This is a genomic window from Sodalis sp. RH20, from assembly GCF_047324205.1.
Classification (GTDB): Bacteria; Pseudomonadota; Gammaproteobacteria; order Enterobacterales; family Enterobacteriaceae; genus Acerihabitans.
Genome location: NZ_CP178733.1, coordinates 886,092 through 905,065, shown reverse-complemented (window position 1 = coordinate 905,065; position 18,974 = coordinate 886,092). Strand labels below are relative to the sequence as shown.

The window sequence follows — 18,974 nt, the reverse complement described above, 5'->3', positions numbered from 1 at the left end:
CGCGGGATGAAAAAGGCCCGGGCAACACACCCTTATCTCCGGTATGCAGGCAGTGGCGCGGGCTCACGTCCGTATTAAATAAAAATATTTTATAAGGTATCCCTCCGATGAAATATACCCTACTAGCAGTGATGATCCCGGCCCTGCTCGCGTCGGGGGCCGCAAGCGCGGCCGAAGTATTTAACAAAGACGGCAATAAACTGGATATGTACGGTAAAGTCGACGGCCTGCATTATTTCGCCGGTGATGACGGCTATGCATCCGATGGCGATCAGTCCTATGTGCGTTTCGGTTTTAAAGGCGAAACCCAAATCAATGATCAGGTCACCGGCTTTGGCCAATGGGAATATAATATACAAGCTAACAAAACCGAGGGCGGCAATGATGCCACCGACGGCACCAAAACCCGTTTGGGTTTTGCCGGCTTGAAATTTGCCGATTACGGTTCATTTGACTATGGCCGTAATTACGGCGTGGTGTACGATGCCCTGGGCTGGACGGATATGCTGCCGGAGTTCGGCGGCGAAACCGCTTACTCCGATAACTTTATGGTCGGCCGTACCACGGGTGTTGCCACCTACCGTAATACTAATTTCTTCGGCCTGGTCGACGGCCTGGGTTTTGCCCTGCAGTACCAGGGTAAAAACGATCGGTCGGATATCGCCCGCGCGAACGGCGACGGCTACGGCGGTTCAATTTCGTATATGTCGCCCATCGGTGTCGGCATTGTCGGCGCCTACTCCTCCTCGGATCGCACCAATAGCCAGAATCTTGCTCCCTACGGCCAGGGCAAGCGCGCGGAACAGTGGGCGACGTCGCTGAAATATGACGCCAATAATATCTATCTTGCCGCCACCTATGGCGAAACGCGCAGGGCCACCTATATCAACGGCACAACCCCGGCCGGCGTCGGGGTGACGGGTTTTGCCAACCAGACTCAGGATATCCTGCTGGTGGCGCAATATCAGTTCGACTTCGGTCTGCGTCCGTCCATCGGCTATACCAAGTCCAAAGCGAAGGACGTCGAAGGCATCGGCAATGTTGACTTGATTAAATACTATGAAGTCGGCGCCACCTATTACTTCAACAAGAACATGTCGACCTATGTCGATTATATCATTAACCGTATTTACGAGGACAACCAGCTAAGCCGTAACCGCGGCAACGTCGTGGCGCTGGGCCTGGTATATCAGTTCTAGCCGGCCCGTAAGACACGCACATCCGGTTACGCCGCCGGTCCCTGTACTGGCATGACGTCGGCGGCGGCAGTCTGCAGAATGGGGATCAGGTAATCACAGTGGATTTCGCCGCTGCCGTCATCGTTACTGGATGACGGCCAGCGGTGGAAACGTTCGATATCATAGCCGTCGCGCCGCACCATGCGCATCAGCGGCAGGCAGACACTGTAGAGATCCATAATAAATCCCTGCAGCCCCCCGGCCGGCCCCAGGTAGGTAAACAAGGCATAATCGCCGGCGTTCAATGAAAGTTCCTGCAGATTATCGCTTTTGACCGGCAAAAACGCCGGTTCGGCGGCGGTGGTATAAAACACTTCGTTTTCACCGTTCTTATCAACGGCGGGACGCGAGTAGCACAGGCCGTAAACCACCGGCGGGCTGCTTTGCGCCTCTTCCAGGAAAGTGCGCCAGAACTGCGCGCGCAGCTCGGCACGGTGACGGCTTAACTGCTCCAGCGTGCAGGTGTAGCTGCGGGTAATGCCTTCCAGCCTCAGCGCCGGCAGCATAACGATTTCAGCCGGGGCATAGGCGCAGGAGGCGCGGCCTATCGGCGGCTGGATGCCGAAAAAATCCCAGCGCAACGAACGCCGGTAAAAGGCCGGCGTTTGCTGGAACTGCTTTTTAAACGCGCGGGTAAAGGTTTGCTGTGATTCAAAATGATATTGCAGCGCAATGTCCGCCAGCGACCGGCTGGTGAGACGCAGCGCCATGGCGGCATGGGACAGGCGCCGGGCGCGGATATACGCGCCGAGCACCTGGCCCGTCGTCTCTTTGAATTTTCGCTGCAAATGCCATTTGGAATAACCCGACCTGGCGGCTACGTCGTCCAGCGATAGGGGTTTGTCCAACTGCTCTTCCAGCCAGGCCAGCAAATCGCCAATAATCCCGGATCGGTTCATAAAAAACCTTATGCCTCAAAATCTTTATATCGCGGTAGAATCCCCGATAAAAAAGAAATAACTAAAGCGATTATTCCCTGTTTAATCCTAAGATTCTATCTATTATTTTATTCATTAATCATGCTGTTATGACAGTTAATGCTTTTTTCGACGCAACATGCAGCGACTTTACATAAAATGACAATTCTCGCCTGAGATATAAGCCGTGTTAAATCTTCCGTTTGAACTATAAATGCTATTTTTGACCTTAAATGGCAATTGCCATACTATTAGAAATCTTTTTGACATATTGTGCCAAAATTATCCTCAGGTGCCTTTTTTGACGTTTGATGCTATTATCCGCATAATAACAAATAGTTACTTTTTATAATATATTGAAAAACCAGCCTGTATAAAAATGTCATTTTTAGCCGTAAGTGTTATTTTTGACATTTAGTGTCATATAACTTTTATATATTAATTGCAAACCAACGTCTTTGATTACAATAGTTAAACACCGATCACAAAATTTCATATTTTGCGTTTCGCTTTTTAAATAAATAGCGTTAATATTTCTTCTCCCATTGGTGCTTCCTGTGTCTACTCGATGCGCTTCCGCCTTGGCCACGGGATGAAAAAGGCCAAGGCAACAAATCCTTATCTCCAGTGTTCAGGCAGTGGCGCGGGCACAGGCCCGTATTAAATAAAAATACTTTATAAGGTATCATTTCGATGAAATATAGCATCCTTGCAGTGATGATCCCGGCTTTGTTAGCGTCGGGAGTAGCCAGCGCGGCTGAGGTGTATAATAAAGACGGCAATAAACTGGATTTGTACGGCAAAGTGGACGGTCTGCATTACTTTGCCGATGACGATGGCTACGCGTCCGACGGCGATCAGTCTTATGTGCGTTTCGGCTTCAAAGGCGAGACACAAATCAACGATCAGCTGACCGGCTATGGCCAATGGGAATATAACATCCAGGCTAACAAAACCGAGGGCGGCGACGATGCCACCGACGGCACCAAAACCCGTTTGGGTTTTGCCGGCTTGAAATTTGCCGATTACGGTTCATTTGACTACGGCCGTAATTACGGCGTGGTGTACGATGCCCTGGGCTGGACGGATATGCTGCCGGAGTTCGGTGGTGAAACCGCCTACACCGATAACTTTATGGTCGGCCGTACCACGGGTGTTGCCACCTACCGTAATACCAATTTCTTCGGCCTGGTCGACGGCCTGGGTTTTGCCCTGCAGTACCAGGGTAAAAACGATCGGTCGGATATCGCCCGCTCGAACGGCGACGGCTACGGCGGTTCAATTTCGTATATTTCGCCCATCGGTGTCGGCGTTGTCGGCGCTTACTCTTCCTCGGATCGCACCGATAGCCAGAACCTGGCCACCGTTGGCCAGGGCGACCGTGCCGAACAGTGGGCGACCTCACTGAAATATGACGCCAACAACCTTTATCTGGCCGCCACTTATGGCGAAACCCGTAACGCCACCTATATCGACGGCACGACCCCGGCCGGCGTCGATGTGGTGGGCTTTGCCAACAAAACCCAGGATTTCCTGCTGGTGGCGCAATATCAGTTCGACTTCGGTCTGCGTCCGTCCATCGGCTATACCCAGTCCAAGGCTAAGGACGTTGAAGGCATCGGAGACGTTGACTTGATTAAATACTACGAAGTCGGCGCCACCTATTACTTCAACAAGAACATGTCGACCTATGTTGATTACATTATCAACCGCATCGACGATGATAACTCCCTTGGCGTCAACAGCGGCGACGTTGTGGCCCTGGGCCTGGTTTATCAGTTCTGATTCAGGTATCGCATTATCGACGGCCCGCATCGCTGCGGGCCGTTTTTTTTCCGCCCGCCCAATAATTATTCTCTCCCGGCGGAGGGTTTGCGTCCGCGCGGGCATGGCGGCGGATAACTGGCAAAAGCTGGCCATAAGCCTGGTTTTCGCCGGCCAATACCGCGCCTGGCGCGAATAAAATGCAGGTCGCCGTCATTACGCGGGTGAAGCGCGCCGTGCCCCAGGTACTCGCGTATTGTGGCAATTTCGGCGAGGGCGCATCCTAGCCTTTGATTTCCCGCTCGTTGTCCCCGTCCAATTGGCCGCTGCGGGAGATATCGCCAAGCAGTTGCTCCAGTTTTTCCTCCGACAGCGGTTTGGAAAATAAGAACCCCTGCAGCTGGGTACAGCCGGCGTCCACCAGAAATTGCTGCTGCTCGGGCGTCTCCACCCCTTCGGCAATCACCTCGAGGTTCAGTTTTACCCCCAGGTGGGAGACGGCGGTGACGATGGCGGCGGTGTCCTTTAACTGGGTGACGAACTGCACGAAGGAACGATCGATTTTTACGCTGTCGACGACGATATCTTTCAGCAGGCTGAGGCTGGAATAACCGGTGCCGAAATCATCCAGGGAAATCCGCACCCCCGCCTCGCGCAGCAGGACCAGTTGATGTTTGCTGTTGGCATCGGAATTCATGATGGCCGTTTCGGTAAGTTCCAGCTCCAGGCGTTCCGGCGGGAAACGCAGCTCGGCCAGCAGCGCCAGCACCATACGGGCGAATCCGCCGTCGCGCAGCTGAATAGGCGACACGTTGACCGACAGCGATAAATCGCCCCAGCGCAGCATCTCGCGGCACGCCTGGCGCAGAATAAACTTGCCCAGGGGAATAATCAGCCCGGTTTCCTCGGCCAGGGGCACGAACTGCACCGGGGAAATTTCGCCCAGCTCCTCGTCATGCCACCGCGCCAGCGCCTCTACGCCGATAATATGGTTGTCGGCGGCGCGAATCAGCGGTTGGTAGGCGCAGGTAATATCCCGGCCCGACGACAGGGCGTTGGCCAGCGCCTTTTCCATGCGCCGCTTGCTGCTCAGGCTGGCGTCGAGCGACTCGGAATAGAAACAGTGCACGTTTTTACCCTGCCGTTTCGCCTCATACAGGGCGGCGTCCGCCTTGCGCAGCAGTTCGCCGGCGGTGATAACCGCCTCGGTAATCACCGTCACGCCCACCGATACCGTGACAAAAGGCGACGCGCCGGTCAGCGTAAACGGCGTTTGCGTCAGGTTGACGATCCGGCGGCACAATTCTTCCGCCTGGGCGCTCGCGAGGGGGTTATCGGTGAGCAGGGAAAACTCGTCGCCACCCATCCTGGCGACCAGGCTTGCCTGCGGCGCCACGCCCTGCAGCCGGCGGGCAAATTCGCACAGCACAAAGTCCCCGGCCTGGTGGCCGTAGGTATCGTTAATATTTTTAAAACCGTCGAGATCCATCAGCAGCAGAAGGCCGCCGGCATGCTTGCCGACCCCGGGCACCACCACCTGGTTGAGCTGTTCATAAAGCGCGGTGCGGTTGTGCAGTCCGGTCAGGATATCATGGTAGGCCAGGTAACGGGTCTGGGCCTCGGATTCCCGCAGGATGGTAATATCATTGAGCGAGACCAGCACATAGGGCACGTCATGAAAGATAATGCGCGAGCAGCGCACCATCATCGACGTCTGCCCATTGTTCCGGTTCAGCATCTGATGCTCGTATTCCACATCTTCACCGGTTTCCAGAACGTAACGATCCCGCTCGGTAATGATGTCCACCAGCTTATCGTCAAGGCCGGCCAGCGGAGAATGCCCCAGCATCTCCCCCGGCGATTTACCGAATAATTCGCAGGCTTTGCGATTCAGGAACACTACCCGCTGCTGTTCATCTTTCAGGAATGTGGCGTCAGGCAGCGCGTTCAATACCGCCTGGCAGACTGCAAGATTATTAAACATGGCATGGGCATCCCGTATGAATCGGTACCCCAAGATTAGCAGATTTGTCCCTGCCTGCGCACAAGTTTACCGCCGGTGTCCCCGCGCTCACGAGACGATATGATCGGACGCGCGGTGTCGCCGCCAGGAAAGCGGGCGGCGCTCCCGGCCTGAGCGCGCCCCGGCGACAAACAGCTCCGCCCGATCCGGACGCGTCCGCGTCAGGATGGCGCGGCGGTGGCGGCCGCGGACGGCGTTTCCCGCCCGTCGGCTTCCTCGTCCCACAGATCGCCCATGGCCAGCTCCAGGCGTTTAAACAACCGGTAGCGGGTGGAATGGAAAGCGTGCAAAGCCTCGTCCGGCAGGTAGCCGGTCGGGGTAAGGGTGACCGCGTGGGCCACGCCCGCCGACATATCGGCATAGACTCCCACCCCGACCCCGGCGCAAATCGCCGCGCCCAGCGCGCCGGTTTCGCTACAGTCCGCCACCCGAATCGGGATGCCCAGCACATTGGCGAACATTTGCGGCCAGATGCAGCTGCGCGCCGCGCCGCCCGAGAGGGTCGCCCGCGTAAAGGGGATACCCGCGGCGCGCAGCCGGTCGATATGGGCGCGATGGGCGAAGGTGACGCCTTCAAACAGCGCAAACAGCATATCGGCGCGGGTATGCCAGCCGTTCAGGCCGTAAAAACCGGCTTTCGCCGGGCCGTCCTTGCGCCCGGAGTAGAGATAGGGATGGTATAACGGCAACTGGACGCTGGGCTTGACCGCCGCGACGCTGGCGCTGCAGCGCGCCGCGCCGCCGCCGTCGCGGCCGTCGTCGAACTCGCGGATAAACCAGTCCAGGTTGGCGGCGGAGGTGGCGCTGGCTTCGATGGCCATATAGCGGTCCCGCTCAATAATGGAATTCATAAATACCGGGCGCCGGTAATTTGGCGCGTCCACGACCACCTGGTTGATGCTCCAGGTGCCGGCGACTATGGACGCCTCGCCGGTATGCACCACCCCAGAGCCGATGGCGCTGGCCACCACGTCGAAAATGCCCGCCACCACCGGGATGCCGCGCGGCAGGCCGGTAAGCCGCGCCGCCCGCGCGGTGACATGTCCCCTGATATCGCAGGATTCACGCAGCGCCGGCAGCAGCGGCAGCGCATCGGCCAGATCATAAAGCGCCATCAGTTCGGCATCATATTGGCGGGTGCGGTAATTGAGCAGGCCCGATCCCGCCGCGTCCGAGACCTCGCCCGACGCGACGCCGCTTAAGAAATGGCCGATCACGTCTTTGGCAAACAGCACCGTGCCGATGCGCCGGTACAGATCCGGGGCATGGCGCTTCAGCCAGCTGAGCAGCACCGGCGTGGCCGCGGCCCAGGGCTTTTGCAGGCAGCATTGATAAATGGCCCCGGCAAGGCCCGCCTGTTCCAGTTCCCGCACCAGGCCGGCGGCCCGGCTGTCGATGGACTGAATGCCGATAAGCGGCTCCCCTGCCTGATCCAGCGCATACAGGCCGTTGCCGTGACCCGCCGCGCCCACGGCGATAACCTTACGCGGGTCAACGGCTGCGCGCGCCAGGCAATCGCGGATCGCCTGCGTTGCGCCCTGGTAGATATCCGCCAGCGGACGTTCGGCGTAGCCGGGGCGGGGTTGATGTGTGGCGCCGCCGCGCTCCGCCACCGCCAGCACCCGGCCGCGCAGGTCGAACAGCACGGCTTTGATCATGGTATTACCGGCATCTATACCTAACAGACATGCGTCCATATAACGTCTCCACAGAGAAGGGTACGATGGCGCACGGCTTAAGCGCCGGAACCGGCCTGGCCGCGCCGGTAGATCTCAAACGCGGTGGGACCGTCGGCGCCCTGGTGGATAATGGCCATCAGTGCCCTGACCACCTGGGCGGGATTACTGTGCTGGTACACGTTGCGGCCATAGACCATGCCGCTGGCGCCCTGGGCCATCAGGCCGGCGGTTTTTTCCAGCACCGTCTCCAGCCGGCCCTTGCCGCCGCCGCGAACCAGCGTCGGGCAGCGGGCGGCCTGCACCACGCGGTGGAAATCCTCCACCCGGTCGGTGGGATCGGCCTTGACGATATCGGCCCCCAGTTCCCGGGCCAGGCGCACCAGCGGCACGATTTTCTCCACATCGCCAATCGAGGCGTAGGCGGCGCCCTGCCCGGCCGGGGCCATCACCAGCGGCTCTATCATCAGCGGCATGGCGTATTTATCGCACGCATGGCGCAGGCGGCCGATATTTTCCACGCACTGGCGGAAAATGCCCGGTTCGTCGGGGATCATATACAGGTTAACCACCACCGCCGCCGCGTCCAGTCGCAGCGCGGCCAGGATCGGCTCCTCCGGGTTGTGCAGCACCGCCCACATCTCGCGATGGCGCGCGCTGTTGTAGGCGTTGCCCACGTCGGCGCGCATCACCAGCGCCGGCTTGCCGGGCTGGTCGACCCCGGCCAGCAGATCGGCCTGGCCGTAATTAACCTGGATGGCGTCCGGCCCGGCGGCGACCAGGCTGGCCATCACGGCGGGCATATCCTCCAGGCCGACGAGGAAATCCGGCTCGTTGGCGATACCGTGATCGATGGCCACGTCCAGGCAACGCCCCTGACGGAACAGACGGCTCATGCGGGCTTTAGGATTGAATGACATCGGGCGCTCCTTGGGCGGATGGATGGGGGATGGGTTGCGGCGCGGGCGCCGCCAGCCGCGCCAGGCCGTGACGCTCGGCAAGGCTCTCCAGGGCGGCGGCAAGGCTGGCGCGCCGTTCATCGTCGCTTAAGCCCAGCGCCCGCGCCACGATTTCCGTGACTTCGGCGACAAGCTCAGGGGTCAGTTCGCCGGCGATGGCCATGGCGGTGCGGCGCACCAGCACATCTTCCGGCCTCACCACCTGCTCGCGGGCGATCAGGAAGCGCAGCTCATTGACCGTATAGCCGGGATGATGGCGCAGCGGACGATCGGGCGATCGGGTGACGAAATCCAGCAGCGCGGTCACGCGGCCGCCGTAACGGGATACCCATTGGGCCACCCGCGCCGCATCGCTATGATAATGCGCCGCCAGTTCCCCGATCCAGGCCGGTCGCTCCGCCTGGCCGGGTAAATCCCGGCCGCCGCCGATGGCCAGGTCTTCCGTCGTCACCCGGCGCCGCTCGCCCAGGTGGCGCAGCGCCAGATCCGCCGCCTGGGCGCCGAAGGCGCGGAAAGTGGTCCACTTTCCGCCCACCAGGCACAGGGTGGTAAACGGCCGCCCGGGCGCCGGGGGAATGACCTTAAGGGAGTGATTGCGGGAAATGCGGCCGTTCACGGTGGTATCGCTCACCGGCAGGGGACGGATGCCGCAAAAGGTATACAGGATCTCCTCGTCGGCGATGGCGATACGCGGAAAGACAAAGCGCAGCGAGTCGAGGATATAGCGCTTTTCATCCTCCGCGCAAATCACGTCGTCCGGATCGTCGGTGCGGATATCCGTGGACCCGACCAGTACATTGCCGAAGTAGGGAAACAGAATGCATACCCGCCCCTCCTGGTTTTCGTAATACACCATGCCGCCGTTTAACGCCGCCAGCAGCCGGGCGTTGCGCACGATAAGATGCGACCCCTTGGTGCCGCCGATAAGCCGCGGCGCCGCGGCCGCGGGGCTCAGCACCCCGTTAAGCCGGTCAATCCAGGCGCCGGTGGCGTTGATCACCAGTTCCGGCGCCAGGGTAAAGGTTTCGCCGCTCTGGCCGTCGCGCAGGGTCACCACGCCGTCGTCCATGCCCGCCAGGCTAAGATAATTGATCGCCAGCGCCTGCGGATTGGCCCGTTCGCTGTCCTCGATAAGTTCGATCCCCAGCCGCTCCGGATAGTTGATCCAGGCGTCATAATAGGTGGCGCTGCATTTGACCCAATCGTTGAATTCCGGCCATTGGCGACGGGTTTCGCCGCCGCCCGTCAGCCGATGGCGTGGCATGGCGCCCTGCGCGCGCGTATACAGATCGTAGAGCGAAAGGCCGGCCTTGATCACCATGGCCCCCCGGCGCGACGGCCGCTCGGTCAGGCCGACAAAGCGCTTGCCGGCGTTCACCAATCCCGAACAGTAGGAATCAATGGGCACGGTGGTGCGCAGCGGCATCACATAGTGCGGGGCGTTTTTCAGCAGCCGGTCGCGCTCGACCACCGATTCCTTGACCAGGGCGAACTCACCGGTCTCAAGATAACGCAGCCCGCCGTGGATCATGCGCGACAGCGCTCCGCTGGCCGCCTGGCACCAGTCCCCCTGCTCCACCAGAATGGCGGGAATGCCCTGCAGCGCCAGTTCGCGGAAGGTGCTGATGCCGTTAATGCCGCCGCCGACGATCAGCACCGGCGTCGCGCGGCGGCGGCGCAGCTCGGCCAGGCGCCCGGCGCGGTCGGACAGGGTCGCCGCCTGCGGGTCTTCCGTGGAATTCGTGCTGTTTAACATGCTGCCTCCTGTTGAGGATCCGGCGACGACAGTTCGATAATGCCCGCGGCGGTAGATTCATCGGTGACGATGCCCTTGAGATAGCGTCCGCGCAGCACGCTGCTGGCCGGTTCGATTTTATCGCTGCCCGCCGCCACGGCAAACGAAAAGGGAATATGCCGCAGTTCTTCCAGGGTCAGGCTCACCAGCCGCTGGTTATCGGCAAAACAGGCGGGCTGTCCCTGCGCGTCCAGCAGATGCGCCAGCACCTCGCTGCGCGCCCCGCTGGTCTCGACGCTGGCTTGAGCATGCCGCACCGATGGGTTTAAATCATAATAACTGGAGCTGGAGGCATGGATCGATCCCAGGCCGACGATGGCGATATCGGCTTCGCGCGCCTGCTGCAACACCTGATGCACCTGGCTGACCTCCATCAGCATTTGCCGCTGCGCGGGCGTATCGGCAAAGAGCGGCGCGTGGATTTGATACGCCTTGCCGCCAAGTTTGGCCGCCAGTTCGGACGCCACATGGTTGACGTCGGTATAGTGTTTGCCCTGCACGCAGCCCAGGGCGGGCACCACGTCGACGCGAAACCGGCGCGGCGTGGACAGGGCGTCCACCATGGCGCTGACGCCCTTGCCGCCGGTGAGGGCAATGGTATCGCCGTCCTTGACGCGGCTGAGCAGGAAATCCGCCGCCGCCGCGCCCACCACGTGCAAATCGGCGTCGTCGCCGCCTGTCACGTTGGGCGCCACCACCACGTCCTGCAGCCCGCCGATGCGCGCCAGATCCCGCTCCAGCTGATGGGCGGAAAGAAACGGCGAGCGGATGGTAATCTCCACCATGCCTGTGTCCCTGCCCTGGCGGATCATCCGGTTAACGGTGGCCACCGATAAATGGGTGTGTTCCGCTATCTCCGACTGCTTTTTACCGTCCAGGTAATACATCACCAGTACCCGGTAGATCTGGCGCGTCAGAGTAAACGACGGCGGCTCGATAAAATTATCCATTAACATCACTCCCGGAATCGCGAAGTAGAGAAACGATCAGGCGCTGCGGTATTTATTCATAATATGATCCATTGACACCGCCGCCAGCAATATCAGGCCTTTAATCAAATCCTGCCAGTAAACCGAGACATTGATCAGGATTAACGAACTGGTGACGATGGACAGCAGGGCCACGCCCAACACCGCGCCGAGGATAGAGCCGGTGCCGCCCTTCAGGCTGGCGCCACCGATCACCGCCGCTGCTATCACGTTCAGCTCCATGCCCACGCCAAAGGTCGGGGTCGCGGAACCCAGGCGCGCCATATAGATAATGCCGGCAAGACCCGCCAGGGTGGAGGTCAGCACCGTCACCAGCAGCTTGATTTTATTCACGCGGATACCGGAATACGCCGCGGCCCGCTCATTGCTGCCGGTATAAAACACCTTGCGGAACGCCGCGGCCTTGCGCAGCAGGAAATCGAACGCCACCACCAGGATAAAGAACAGGATAATCACAAACGGAACGCCCGATACCGTGCCCTGGCCGACAAACTTAAACGTGGCGGGCAAGGTAAACAGCGACAGCGGCGTGCCCTGGGTGATAATCATGCACAGCCCGCGCACGATAACCATGGCGGCCAGCGAGGCGATAAAATGGCTCAGCCCGATCCGCGTGACGGTCAGTCCCATCAGCAGGCCCACCAGCGCCGCCGCGGCGATGCCGGCCAGGCTTGCCGTCCAGGGGTCCAGCCCCGACAGGAACAACTGCCCCGCCACCACCATCGACAGGCAAACCACCGACCCCACGGACAAATCGATGCCGCCGACAATCAGCAGGATGGTCATGCCCACCACCACGATACCCTCGATGGAAAACGACAGCAGCATCGCCTTCATATTGGCCCAGGTCAGAAAATAGGGCGACGTGAAGCTCATAATCATGAAAATCAGCATGATGATTACCGTCAGGCCCACTTCCCGCTGCCGGAAAACCGCGCCGAACCAGCGCAGGGGCGCTTTGACGCCTTTTGCCGATAATAAAAACGTGTTAATGGTCATGGCGTTACCTCTTACGTTACCGCGCTACCCTGTCGTTAAGCCGCCGCGCCGGCGGCGAGACGCATGATATTCTCTTCCGTCAGCATATTGCCCGCGACCTCGCCGCCGATACGGCCCTCATGCACCACCAGCACCCGATCGCACAGCCCGATTAATTCCGGCAGTTCGGATGAAATCACCACCAGCGCCACCCCGCTTTCCGCCAGCAGATGCAAAATCTGGTAAATTTCCGCCTTGGCGCTGATATCCACCCCGCGCGTCGGTTCATCGAGAAACAGAATGGCGGGCTTGACCGACAGCACTTTGGCCAGCGCCACCTTTTGCTGGTTGCCGCCTGAAAGCGAGGACACCGGATCGCCGGGCCGGCCTTTTTTCAGCCACACCTCCCGCCCCAGCCTCTCCGCCTGCCGCCGTTCGGCGTCCCGGCTGAGCAGGCCATAGCGGCCGCAGACGGCGGCGATATCCAGCGATGAAATATTCCAATCGATAGGCATATCGACAAACAATCCCGCCGCCTTGCGGTCTTCCGACAGATAAGCCATGCCCAGGCGCACGGCATCGGCATAATGGCGCAGCCGAACCGCCCCGCCGTTTACCGACACCGTGCCGCGCTTGAGGGCATCGATGGCGCAAATAGCCTGGGCGATTTCGGTGCGCCCGGACCCCATCAGGCCGCCGATGCCCAGGATTTCCCCTGGCCGCAGCTGGAAGGAAATATCAAAGAACCGCCGATCGTCGGAGAGCCCCTCGACCGCCAGCACCGGCGCCAGATGCCGGCAGTCCGCGCGCTTGGGCGGGTACAGGCGGGTCAGTTCGCGCCCCACCAGCCGGGTAATCACCTGGTCCGGCGTCAGTGCGTCGAGGTTTTCACAGCCCACAGTCCGGCCGTCGCGCATAATGGTGACCCGTTGGCACAGCGAGAAGATTTCGGCCATGCGGTGGCTGATGTAAATCACCGCCATGCCCTGCGTGCGCAGTTGGCGAACGATGGCGAACAGCCGCTGCGCCTCGGGCTCGGTCAGCGCCGCGGTCGGTTCGTCCAGAATCAGAATGCGGCAGTCAAGCGTCAGCGCCTTGGCGATTTCCACCAGCTGCTGCTGCGATAAGGGCAGGCTACCGACACGGGCGGTTACCGGGATCGGCGCCAGCCTGTCCATCACCGCCTGGGCCTGGCGGCGCAATGCGCCATGATTGATCCAGGACTTTCCCGACCCGTTGATATGGGCCATATAAATATTTTCATAAATGGAAATATCAGGGCACAGGGCGATTTCCTGGTGAACCAGACCGATGCCCAGCCGCTGGGCGTCGGCGGGAGAGTGGATCGCAACCGGCCGCTCATTCACCCAGATGCGTCCGGCATCGGGTTTGATGATGCCGTCGATGATATTCATCAGGGTGGATTTTCCCGCGCCGTTTTCTCCCGCCAGGGCGTGGATTTCCCCGGCCGCCAGGGCAAACTCGACGTTATCCAATGCCTTGACGGGGCCAAAGGATTTGCTGATGCCGCTAAGCCGTAAAGCTAGGGGTGCTGACATGGCCTCTCCCTCAGGGTTAAATGTAATGACATGGCGAACTTCCCGCGCGTGAACGCGCCGCAGACAACCGGCGCGCCGCGCGCCGGCGTGGCGGGTACCCTACTCATTAATTCCTTTGGTGCCCCGGCGTTTCAAATAGCCGTCCCAGCGGAAATCATCGGCGTTATCTTTGGTGACCACGGCATAGCCGTTATCCAGCAAGGGGAAGGAAAAGGGGTTGGCGCCGGTGCGTTTGGCATCATTCATCGGATCGATCAGGTCAGGATGAGCCGCCAGGAACAGCGTCATAAATCCCATATAGCCCTGCACCCCCTGGTTGGGATCGATGGCGGCGAACACCTGGCCCGCCTTGATCATATCCAGCACCTTGGCGTTCACGTCCACCGTTATCACCTTAACCTTACCGCCGTTTTCCACCACCGCCTGGGCGGCGCCGATGGCGGAACTGGCTTCCGGCATAAACAGCACCGACAGGTTGGGATGCGCCTGCAGGATAGACAGTACGGCATTGTAGGCTTTCGACGGATCCTGATTGGTCGCCGCGCGGCCCACCAGTTTGATATCCGGGTAATGGGTTTTCATTTCGTCGATAAAGGCGCTGACCCGCCGGTCGTGATTGTCCTGGCCGGGATTTTCCAGCACCGCGTACTCCCCTTTGCCGTTAATGGCTTTGCCCATCAGGTCGGCGGCGGCGCGGCCTTCGCGAAAGTTATCGGAGGTAATATAGGCGACGCGTTTGCTGTTGGGCGAATCGGCGGCAAAGGTCACCACCGGGATGCCGGCCTCCGCCGCCCGATTAATCGGCTCGATAAAGGGATCGGGGTTCATCGGATGCAAAAAAATGCCGGCCGGTTTTTGCGCCAGTACCTGTTCAAAACTGGCCAACTGCTGATTGACGTCATACGCCGGCGTGCCGCCATACACCGTTTTACAGCCCAGTTGGTGCGCCGCCTGTTTGAACATCTCATACACCGGAAACCAATACTCCACGCCGGTGACCATCACATTCATATAATACGTTTCGCCCGGCTTGCAGCGAAACTGGGGGCCGTCGTCGGCCGCAGCCTGGGCGCCGCCGACCAGGGCGGCAAGAAAAAGGGTCAACGCAAGCAGGTGTTTTATCATGGTATTTCCCCGGAAAACGATGGGTTGGCCTGGCTCAGCCGCGACGGCGAAACAACAACGGAACCACGAGCCCGGGAATCGCTGTAATTTATTTCATAATAAAGAAATAAATTACACCGCTATGTATAGATAATGTGAAAAAAATGTTCAAGAAAGGGTTGATTTCTGATGCGCGAAGCGTGAGAGAGGTCAAAAAGACGTGCGGAAATGTGATGTCACGCAAGCCTGCCGAGGGTGGCCGCGACCCTGGCGCCACACCGGAGCGGCCGCGCCGCGCACCATAAAGGCGCCCACGCACCTTAATGGTGAGGCGACGGCACGCTTATGGTGCCGCCGTCCGCGCAACCGATTACGTTTTTGCTGCGGCAAATTTAGAATTACCTATATAATGCGCCTGCTTCACCCATTGCCGCCTTTGGCATGCGGTTGCAATAGTGGCATAGCGATTGCTTTGGCTGTGCAGACAACTTCAATGAGAAAACTCCCATGTTAGAAAAACTATTTCAATTAAAGGCCCATCGTACCAACGTACGAACCGAAATTCTGGCCGGGCTGACCACCTTTTTGGCAATGGCATATATTCTGTTTGTTAACCCGTCGATCCTGAGCGCCACCGGTATGGATAAAGGCTCGGTGTTTGTCGCCACCTGTCTGGCCGCCGCCATCGGTTCGGCGCTGATGGGCTTTATCGCCAACTACCCGATCGCGCTGGCGCCGGGCATGGGGCTAAACGCGTTCTTTACCTATACCGTGGTTTTACATATGGGTTATACCTGGCAGATTGCGCTGGGAGCGGTGTTTTTATCGGCGCTGATTTTCTTCGCGCTGTCGATTTTCAAGATCCGCGAGTGGATCATCACCAGCATTCCGTTGCCGCTGCGCTCGGGCATTGCCGCCGGGATTGGGTTATTCCTGGCCATTATCGCCCTTGAAGGCGCCGGCATCGTGGTCGCCAATCCGGCCACCCTGGTGGGCCTGGGCGATTTAGGCAAAGCGGGTCCGCTGTTCGCCATGTTGGGGTTTGTGCTGATTGTAGTGCTGGAAGCCCGCCGGGTGCCCGGCGCGGTGCTGATCGGCATCCTGGCGGTGACGTTCCTGTCCATCGCCATGGGTTACAGCCAATTTTTCGGCGTGATCTCCATGCCGCCGTCCATTGCGCCGACCTTTTTGCAGCTTGATATTCGCGGCGCGCTGAATATTTCCCTGGTAAGCGTGGTGTTCGCGTTCCTGTTCGTGGACGTGTTCGATAATTCCGGTACCCTGATAGGCGTAACCAAACGCGCCGGCCTGACCGACGAGGCGGGCAATATCCCGCGCATGGGTAAAGCGCTCATCGCCGACAGCGCCGCCGCGCTGTTCGGCTCGCTGCTCGGCACCTCCACCACCACCAGTTATATCGAGTCGGCAGCGGGCGTCAGCGCCGGCGGCCGTACCGGCCTGACCGCGATCGTGGTGGGCATCCTGTTTCTGCTCAGCCTGTTCTTCGCGCCGCTGGCCTCCAGCGTGCCGGCATTCGCCACCGCGCCCGCCCTGCTGTTTATCGCGGTGCTGATGACCTCGGGCCTGGCGGAAATCGACTGGAAGGACATCACCGTCGCGGCGCCCGTCACCGTTACCGCGCTGACCATGCCGCTGACCTACTCTATCGCCAACGGCATCGCCTTCGGCTTTATCACCTGGACGGTGGTAAAACTGCTGGCCGGACGCACCCGCGACCTGAACGCGGCGCTGATCGTGCTGTCAATTCTGTTTGTGATTAAGCTGGGCTGGCTCAGCGCCTGATTATCGTCTTCCCTCTACCCCGCCGGCGCCCGCCCGCGGGGTATTTTTTTGCCGTGATTCGGCCCGCCTGGGCATTATTTCGCCGCCGTTGCCGGTTCGGCGCTGCGCGCATCGCCAGGGACAATCGGAGCATGTATGCTGAACCCCGGCGCCGAACAGGCCCACAGATACAGCGAGGCGGTGGTGCCGTAAGGCGAATAGCGGCGGCGATAGCGTTCGAAGCGCTCGCGGGGCAGTTCCTTATGGCGGTACAGATTCATCATGCCGCGTCGAATGGCCAGATCGCCCCAGCTCAGGATATCGGGCCTGCCGAGCGCAAAAATCATCAGCATTTCCGCCGTCCAGACCCCGATGCCCGGCAGGCGCGACAGGGTGGCGATCACTTCCGGGTCCGGGCGGGACGGCAGCGCCGCCAGATCCAGCTCGCCGCTCATGGCGGCGGTGGCGGCGCCCTTGATATAGAGCGCTTTTTTCATGGTCATGCCGCAGGACTGGATTTGTTCCGCGGTCAGGCTTTCCATGGCGGCGGGGGTAATGGCGCCCGCCAGCAGCGCCAGGCGGGCGTTTACCGTCAGGCCGGCCTTGGTGGAAATCTGCTGGTCGACAATATTCCTGACCAGGGCCGCGAACAGGTCCGGCATCAGGGGCCGCTCAATCATCCCGACGCGCTCGATGGCCTGCGCCATGCGTTTATCCCTTTTTGCCAGCCAGGACAGCTCTTTGGTGCCGTATTCAAATTTAGCCATAACGTCGCTCAATAGGTCTGGATGAGGAAAACAGGGTCGCGTATAAGAATACCATTTTGTTAATCAGGCCATAATTCATTTAAAATTGTTAAACTGCGGCGGCATCGACGGCGTGTGCCGGGTCACGTAACCCTTTTTCTCGAGGTAAAATGCATGAAACCACGTAAGGTGATGATCATCGGCGCGGGCAATGTCGGCTCTTCCGCCGCGTATGCCCTGCTCAACCAGCAGTTTTGCGAAGAGATCATCCTGGTGGATTTAAACCAACAGCTGGTTGAAGGCCATCGCAAGGATCTGGCGGATGCGGCGGCGTATATGCCCAGCCGTATCGTTATCAGCACCCGGCCGGCAACCGACTGCGCGGATGTCGATATCGCGGTGATTACCGTGTCCGGCGGCGGCCTGAAACCGGGGCAAACGCGGCTGGACGAGCTGGACGGCACCGCGCGCATCGTCGGCAACATCGTGCCGGAGATGATGCGCAACGGCTTCAAGGGAATTTTCCTCATCGCCACCAACCCGTGCGATATCATTACCTATCAGGTGTGGAAGCTGTCCGGCTTGCCGCGGCACCAGGTGCTGGGCACCGGCGTTTGGCTGGACACCACGCGTTTACGGCGCATCCTGGCGGAACAACTGGATATCGCCGCGCAAAGCGTGGACGCCTTTATCCTTGGCGAGCATGGCGATACGCAATTCCCGGTGTGGTCGCACTGCTCGGTATACGGCATGCCGCTTAATGAATACAGCCGGTTGAAAACCGGTCATGAGCTGGATTTCCCGGCGCTCGGCGAGCGGACGCGTCAGTTGGGTTTTGAAATCTATGCCCAAAAGGGCTGCACCGAATATGGCGTCGCCGGCACCATTACCGAAATTTGCCGCAACGTATTCACCAGCAGCCATCGCGCCCTGACGGTTTCCTGCGTGCTTGACGGCGAATATGGCAAGCAGGGCCTGGCGATCGGCGTACCGGCGGTATTGGCGCAGCGCGGCGTGGCGCAGATTATCGAGCTGGATTTAAATGAAGTGGAGCAGCGTCAGTTTGATGATTCGGCGGCGGCGATCAAAAAGAATATCCAGCGGCTGGCGGTGGTGCACCATTGACGGGGCGCGCCCTGCCACACGCCGGCCTAAAACCTGGCGATGGCGGGCGCGCCCCGTGCGCTTGCCTTGCAACGCGGCTTTGGGCGCGGCGTTTATTTTTGGCCCAGGCGCAGCAAGCGCCTGATTGCCCGCTTTACCCGTTGTTTTATATCGCTCTTGATAAAGCGGTAAACGCTGCGATCGCCCGGCTCCTGACGTTGGCACAGTTTATCCTTGTTTACCGCCCTGATATTGCCGGCGCCAAAAGCGTGCTGATGATACGCACAGGGACATTGCACGGCTAAACCGCTCGTGGCGCAATCCGGGACCGGGCAAAACG

General features: G+C 59.8%; 14 protein-coding genes and 1 pseudogene. 5 read left to right on the top strand and 10 right to left on the bottom strand.

The features are described 5' to 3' along the window. Nucleotides 1-107 precede the first annotated feature (107 nt). Nucleotides 108-1,199 (top strand): porin OmpF, encoded by a 1,092-nt coding sequence (ompF, locus tag ACL2XM_RS04220; RefSeq protein ID WP_410014414.1) that lies wholly within the window; start codon nucleotides 108-110, stop codon nucleotides 1,197-1,199. Between the two features lie 26 nt (nucleotides 1,200-1,225). Here ompF (ACL2XM_RS04220) and robA read toward each other — a convergent pair whose 3' ends face one another. After that, on the bottom strand, nucleotides 1,226-2,137 hold the full coding sequence (gene robA, locus ACL2XM_RS04215; protein WP_410014413.1) for an MDR efflux pump AcrAB transcriptional activator RobA: 912 nt from the start codon (nucleotides 2,135-2,137) through the stop codon (nucleotides 1,226-1,228). 711 nt (nucleotides 2,138-2,848) lie between these two features. On the opposite strand from robA, the gene ompF (ACL2XM_RS04210) reads away from it, so the two are divergent. Beyond that, on the top strand, nucleotides 2,849-3,940 hold the full coding sequence (gene ompF, locus ACL2XM_RS04210; protein WP_410014412.1) for a porin OmpF: 1,092 nt from the start codon (nucleotides 2,849-2,851) through the stop codon (nucleotides 3,938-3,940). A 262-nt stretch (nucleotides 3,941-4,202) separates the two neighbouring features. Here ompF (ACL2XM_RS04210) and ACL2XM_RS04205 read toward each other — a convergent pair whose 3' ends face one another. The 8 genes from ACL2XM_RS04205 to ACL2XM_RS04170 all read right to left on the bottom strand — a co-directional run bounded on the left by ACL2XM_RS04205 (nucleotide 4,203) and on the right by ACL2XM_RS04170 (nucleotide 15,023). Then, nucleotides 4,203-5,903, bottom strand: coding sequence for an EAL domain-containing protein (locus ACL2XM_RS04205; protein ID WP_413729832.1), 1,701 nt, complete (start codon nucleotides 5,901-5,903; stop codon nucleotides 4,203-4,205). Nucleotides 5,904-6,103: 200 nt separating this feature from the next. Further along, nucleotides 6,104-7,639 carry an FGGY-family carbohydrate kinase gene (locus ACL2XM_RS04200; protein ID WP_410014410.1) on the bottom strand — a complete coding sequence of 512 codons (1,536 nt, stop codon included), beginning with the start codon at nucleotides 7,637-7,639 and terminating at the stop codon, nucleotides 6,104-6,106. 38 nt (nucleotides 7,640-7,677) lie between these two features. Continuing rightward, nucleotides 7,678-8,538 carry a class I fructose-bisphosphate aldolase gene (locus ACL2XM_RS04195; protein ID WP_410014409.1) on the bottom strand — a complete coding sequence of 287 codons (861 nt, stop codon included), beginning with the start codon at nucleotides 8,536-8,538 and terminating at the stop codon, nucleotides 7,678-7,680. Beyond that, nucleotides 8,522-10,333, bottom strand: coding sequence for a glycerol-3-phosphate dehydrogenase/oxidase (locus ACL2XM_RS04190; RefSeq protein WP_413732455.1), 1,812 nt, complete (start codon nucleotides 10,331-10,333; stop codon nucleotides 8,522-8,524). The genes ACL2XM_RS04195 and ACL2XM_RS04190 overlap by 17 nt, the downstream gene beginning before the upstream one ends. Next, nucleotides 10,327-11,322, bottom strand: coding sequence for a sugar-binding transcriptional regulator (locus ACL2XM_RS04185; RefSeq protein ID WP_413723218.1), 996 nt, complete (start codon nucleotides 11,320-11,322; stop codon nucleotides 10,327-10,329). Before ACL2XM_RS04185 ends, ACL2XM_RS04190 begins: the two co-directional genes overlap by 7 nt. A gap of 36 nt (nucleotides 11,323-11,358) precedes the next feature. Then, nucleotides 11,359-12,360: an ABC transporter permease gene (locus ACL2XM_RS04180; RefSeq protein ID WP_413723219.1), complete on the bottom strand. Its 1,002-nt coding sequence runs from the start codon at nucleotides 12,358-12,360 to the stop codon at nucleotides 11,359-11,361. Nucleotides 12,361-12,395: 35 nt separating this feature from the next. Then, nucleotides 12,396-13,898: a sugar ABC transporter ATP-binding protein gene (locus ACL2XM_RS04175; RefSeq protein ID WP_410014405.1), complete on the bottom strand. Its 1,503-nt coding sequence runs from the start codon at nucleotides 13,896-13,898 to the stop codon at nucleotides 12,396-12,398. Nucleotides 13,899-13,997: 99 nt separating this feature from the next. Continuing rightward, nucleotides 13,998-15,023 carry a substrate-binding domain-containing protein gene (locus ACL2XM_RS04170; RefSeq protein ID WP_410014404.1) on the bottom strand — a complete coding sequence of 342 codons (1,026 nt, stop codon included), beginning with the start codon at nucleotides 15,021-15,023 and terminating at the stop codon, nucleotides 13,998-14,000. Between the two features lie 486 nt (nucleotides 15,024-15,509). Here ACL2XM_RS04170 and ACL2XM_RS04165 point away from each other — a divergent pair, with 486 nt between their 5' ends. Next, entirely contained in the window at nucleotides 15,510-16,805 is a 1,296-nt protein-coding gene (locus ACL2XM_RS04165; RefSeq protein ID WP_410014403.1) for an NCS2 family permease, read from the top strand. Between the two features lie 152 nt (nucleotides 16,806-16,957). Here ACL2XM_RS04165 and ACL2XM_RS04160 read toward each other — a convergent pair. Beyond that, nucleotides 16,958-17,551 (bottom strand): annotated as a pseudogene (locus tag ACL2XM_RS04160) (DNA-3-methyladenine glycosylase family protein); the annotation flags it as partial. Between the two features lie 153 nt (nucleotides 17,552-17,704). On the opposite strand from ACL2XM_RS04160, the gene ACL2XM_RS04155 reads away from it, so the two are divergent. Then, nucleotides 17,705-18,655: an L-lactate dehydrogenase gene (locus ACL2XM_RS04155; RefSeq protein ID WP_413723221.1), complete on the top strand. Its 951-nt coding sequence runs from the start codon at nucleotides 17,705-17,707 to the stop codon at nucleotides 18,653-18,655. A gap of 98 nt (nucleotides 18,656-18,753) precedes the next feature. Next, on the top strand, nucleotides 18,754-18,939 hold the full coding sequence (locus tag ACL2XM_RS04150; RefSeq protein ID WP_410014401.1) for a hypothetical protein: 186 nt from the start codon (nucleotides 18,754-18,756) through the stop codon (nucleotides 18,937-18,939). Nucleotides 18,940-18,974: the final 35 nt, after the last annotated feature.

Coding starts and splice junctions, on each gene's coding strand:
- ompF (WP_410014414.1), top strand. CDS start 108: ATGAAATATACCCTACTAGCAGTGATGATCCCGGCCCTGCTCGCGTCG.
- robA (WP_410014413.1), bottom strand. CDS start 2,137: ATGAACCGATCCGGGATTATTGGCGATTTGCTGGCCTGGCTGGAAGAG.
- ompF (WP_410014412.1), top strand. CDS start 2,849: ATGAAATATAGCATCCTTGCAGTGATGATCCCGGCTTTGTTAGCGTCG.
- ACL2XM_RS04205 (WP_413729832.1), bottom strand. CDS start 5,903: ATGTTTAATAATCTTGCAGTCTGCCAGGCGGTATTGAACGCGCTGCCT.
- ACL2XM_RS04200 (WP_410014410.1), bottom strand. CDS start 7,639: ATGGACGCATGTCTGTTAGGTATAGATGCCGGTAATACCATGATCAAA.
- ACL2XM_RS04195 (WP_410014409.1), bottom strand. CDS start 8,538: ATGTCATTCAATCCTAAAGCCCGCATGAGCCGTCTGTTCCGTCAGGGG.
- ACL2XM_RS04190 (WP_413732455.1), bottom strand. CDS start 10,333: ATGTTAAACAGCACGAATTCCACGGAAGACCCGCAGGCGGCGACCCTG.
- ACL2XM_RS04185 (WP_413723218.1), bottom strand. CDS start 11,322: ATGGATAATTTTATCGAGCCGCCGTCGTTTACTCTGACGCGCCAGATC.
- ACL2XM_RS04180 (WP_413723219.1), bottom strand. CDS start 12,360: ATGACCATTAACACGTTTTTATTATCGGCAAAAGGCGTCAAAGCGCCC.
- ACL2XM_RS04175 (WP_410014405.1), bottom strand. CDS start 13,898: ATGTCAGCACCCCTAGCTTTACGGCTTAGCGGCATCAGCAAATCCTTT.
- ACL2XM_RS04170 (WP_410014404.1), bottom strand. CDS start 15,023: ATGATAAAACACCTGCTTGCGTTGACCCTTTTTCTTGCCGCCCTGGTC.
- ACL2XM_RS04165 (WP_410014403.1), top strand. CDS start 15,510: ATGTTAGAAAAACTATTTCAATTAAAGGCCCATCGTACCAACGTACGA.
- ACL2XM_RS04155 (WP_413723221.1), top strand. CDS start 17,705: ATGAAACCACGTAAGGTGATGATCATCGGCGCGGGCAATGTCGGCTCT.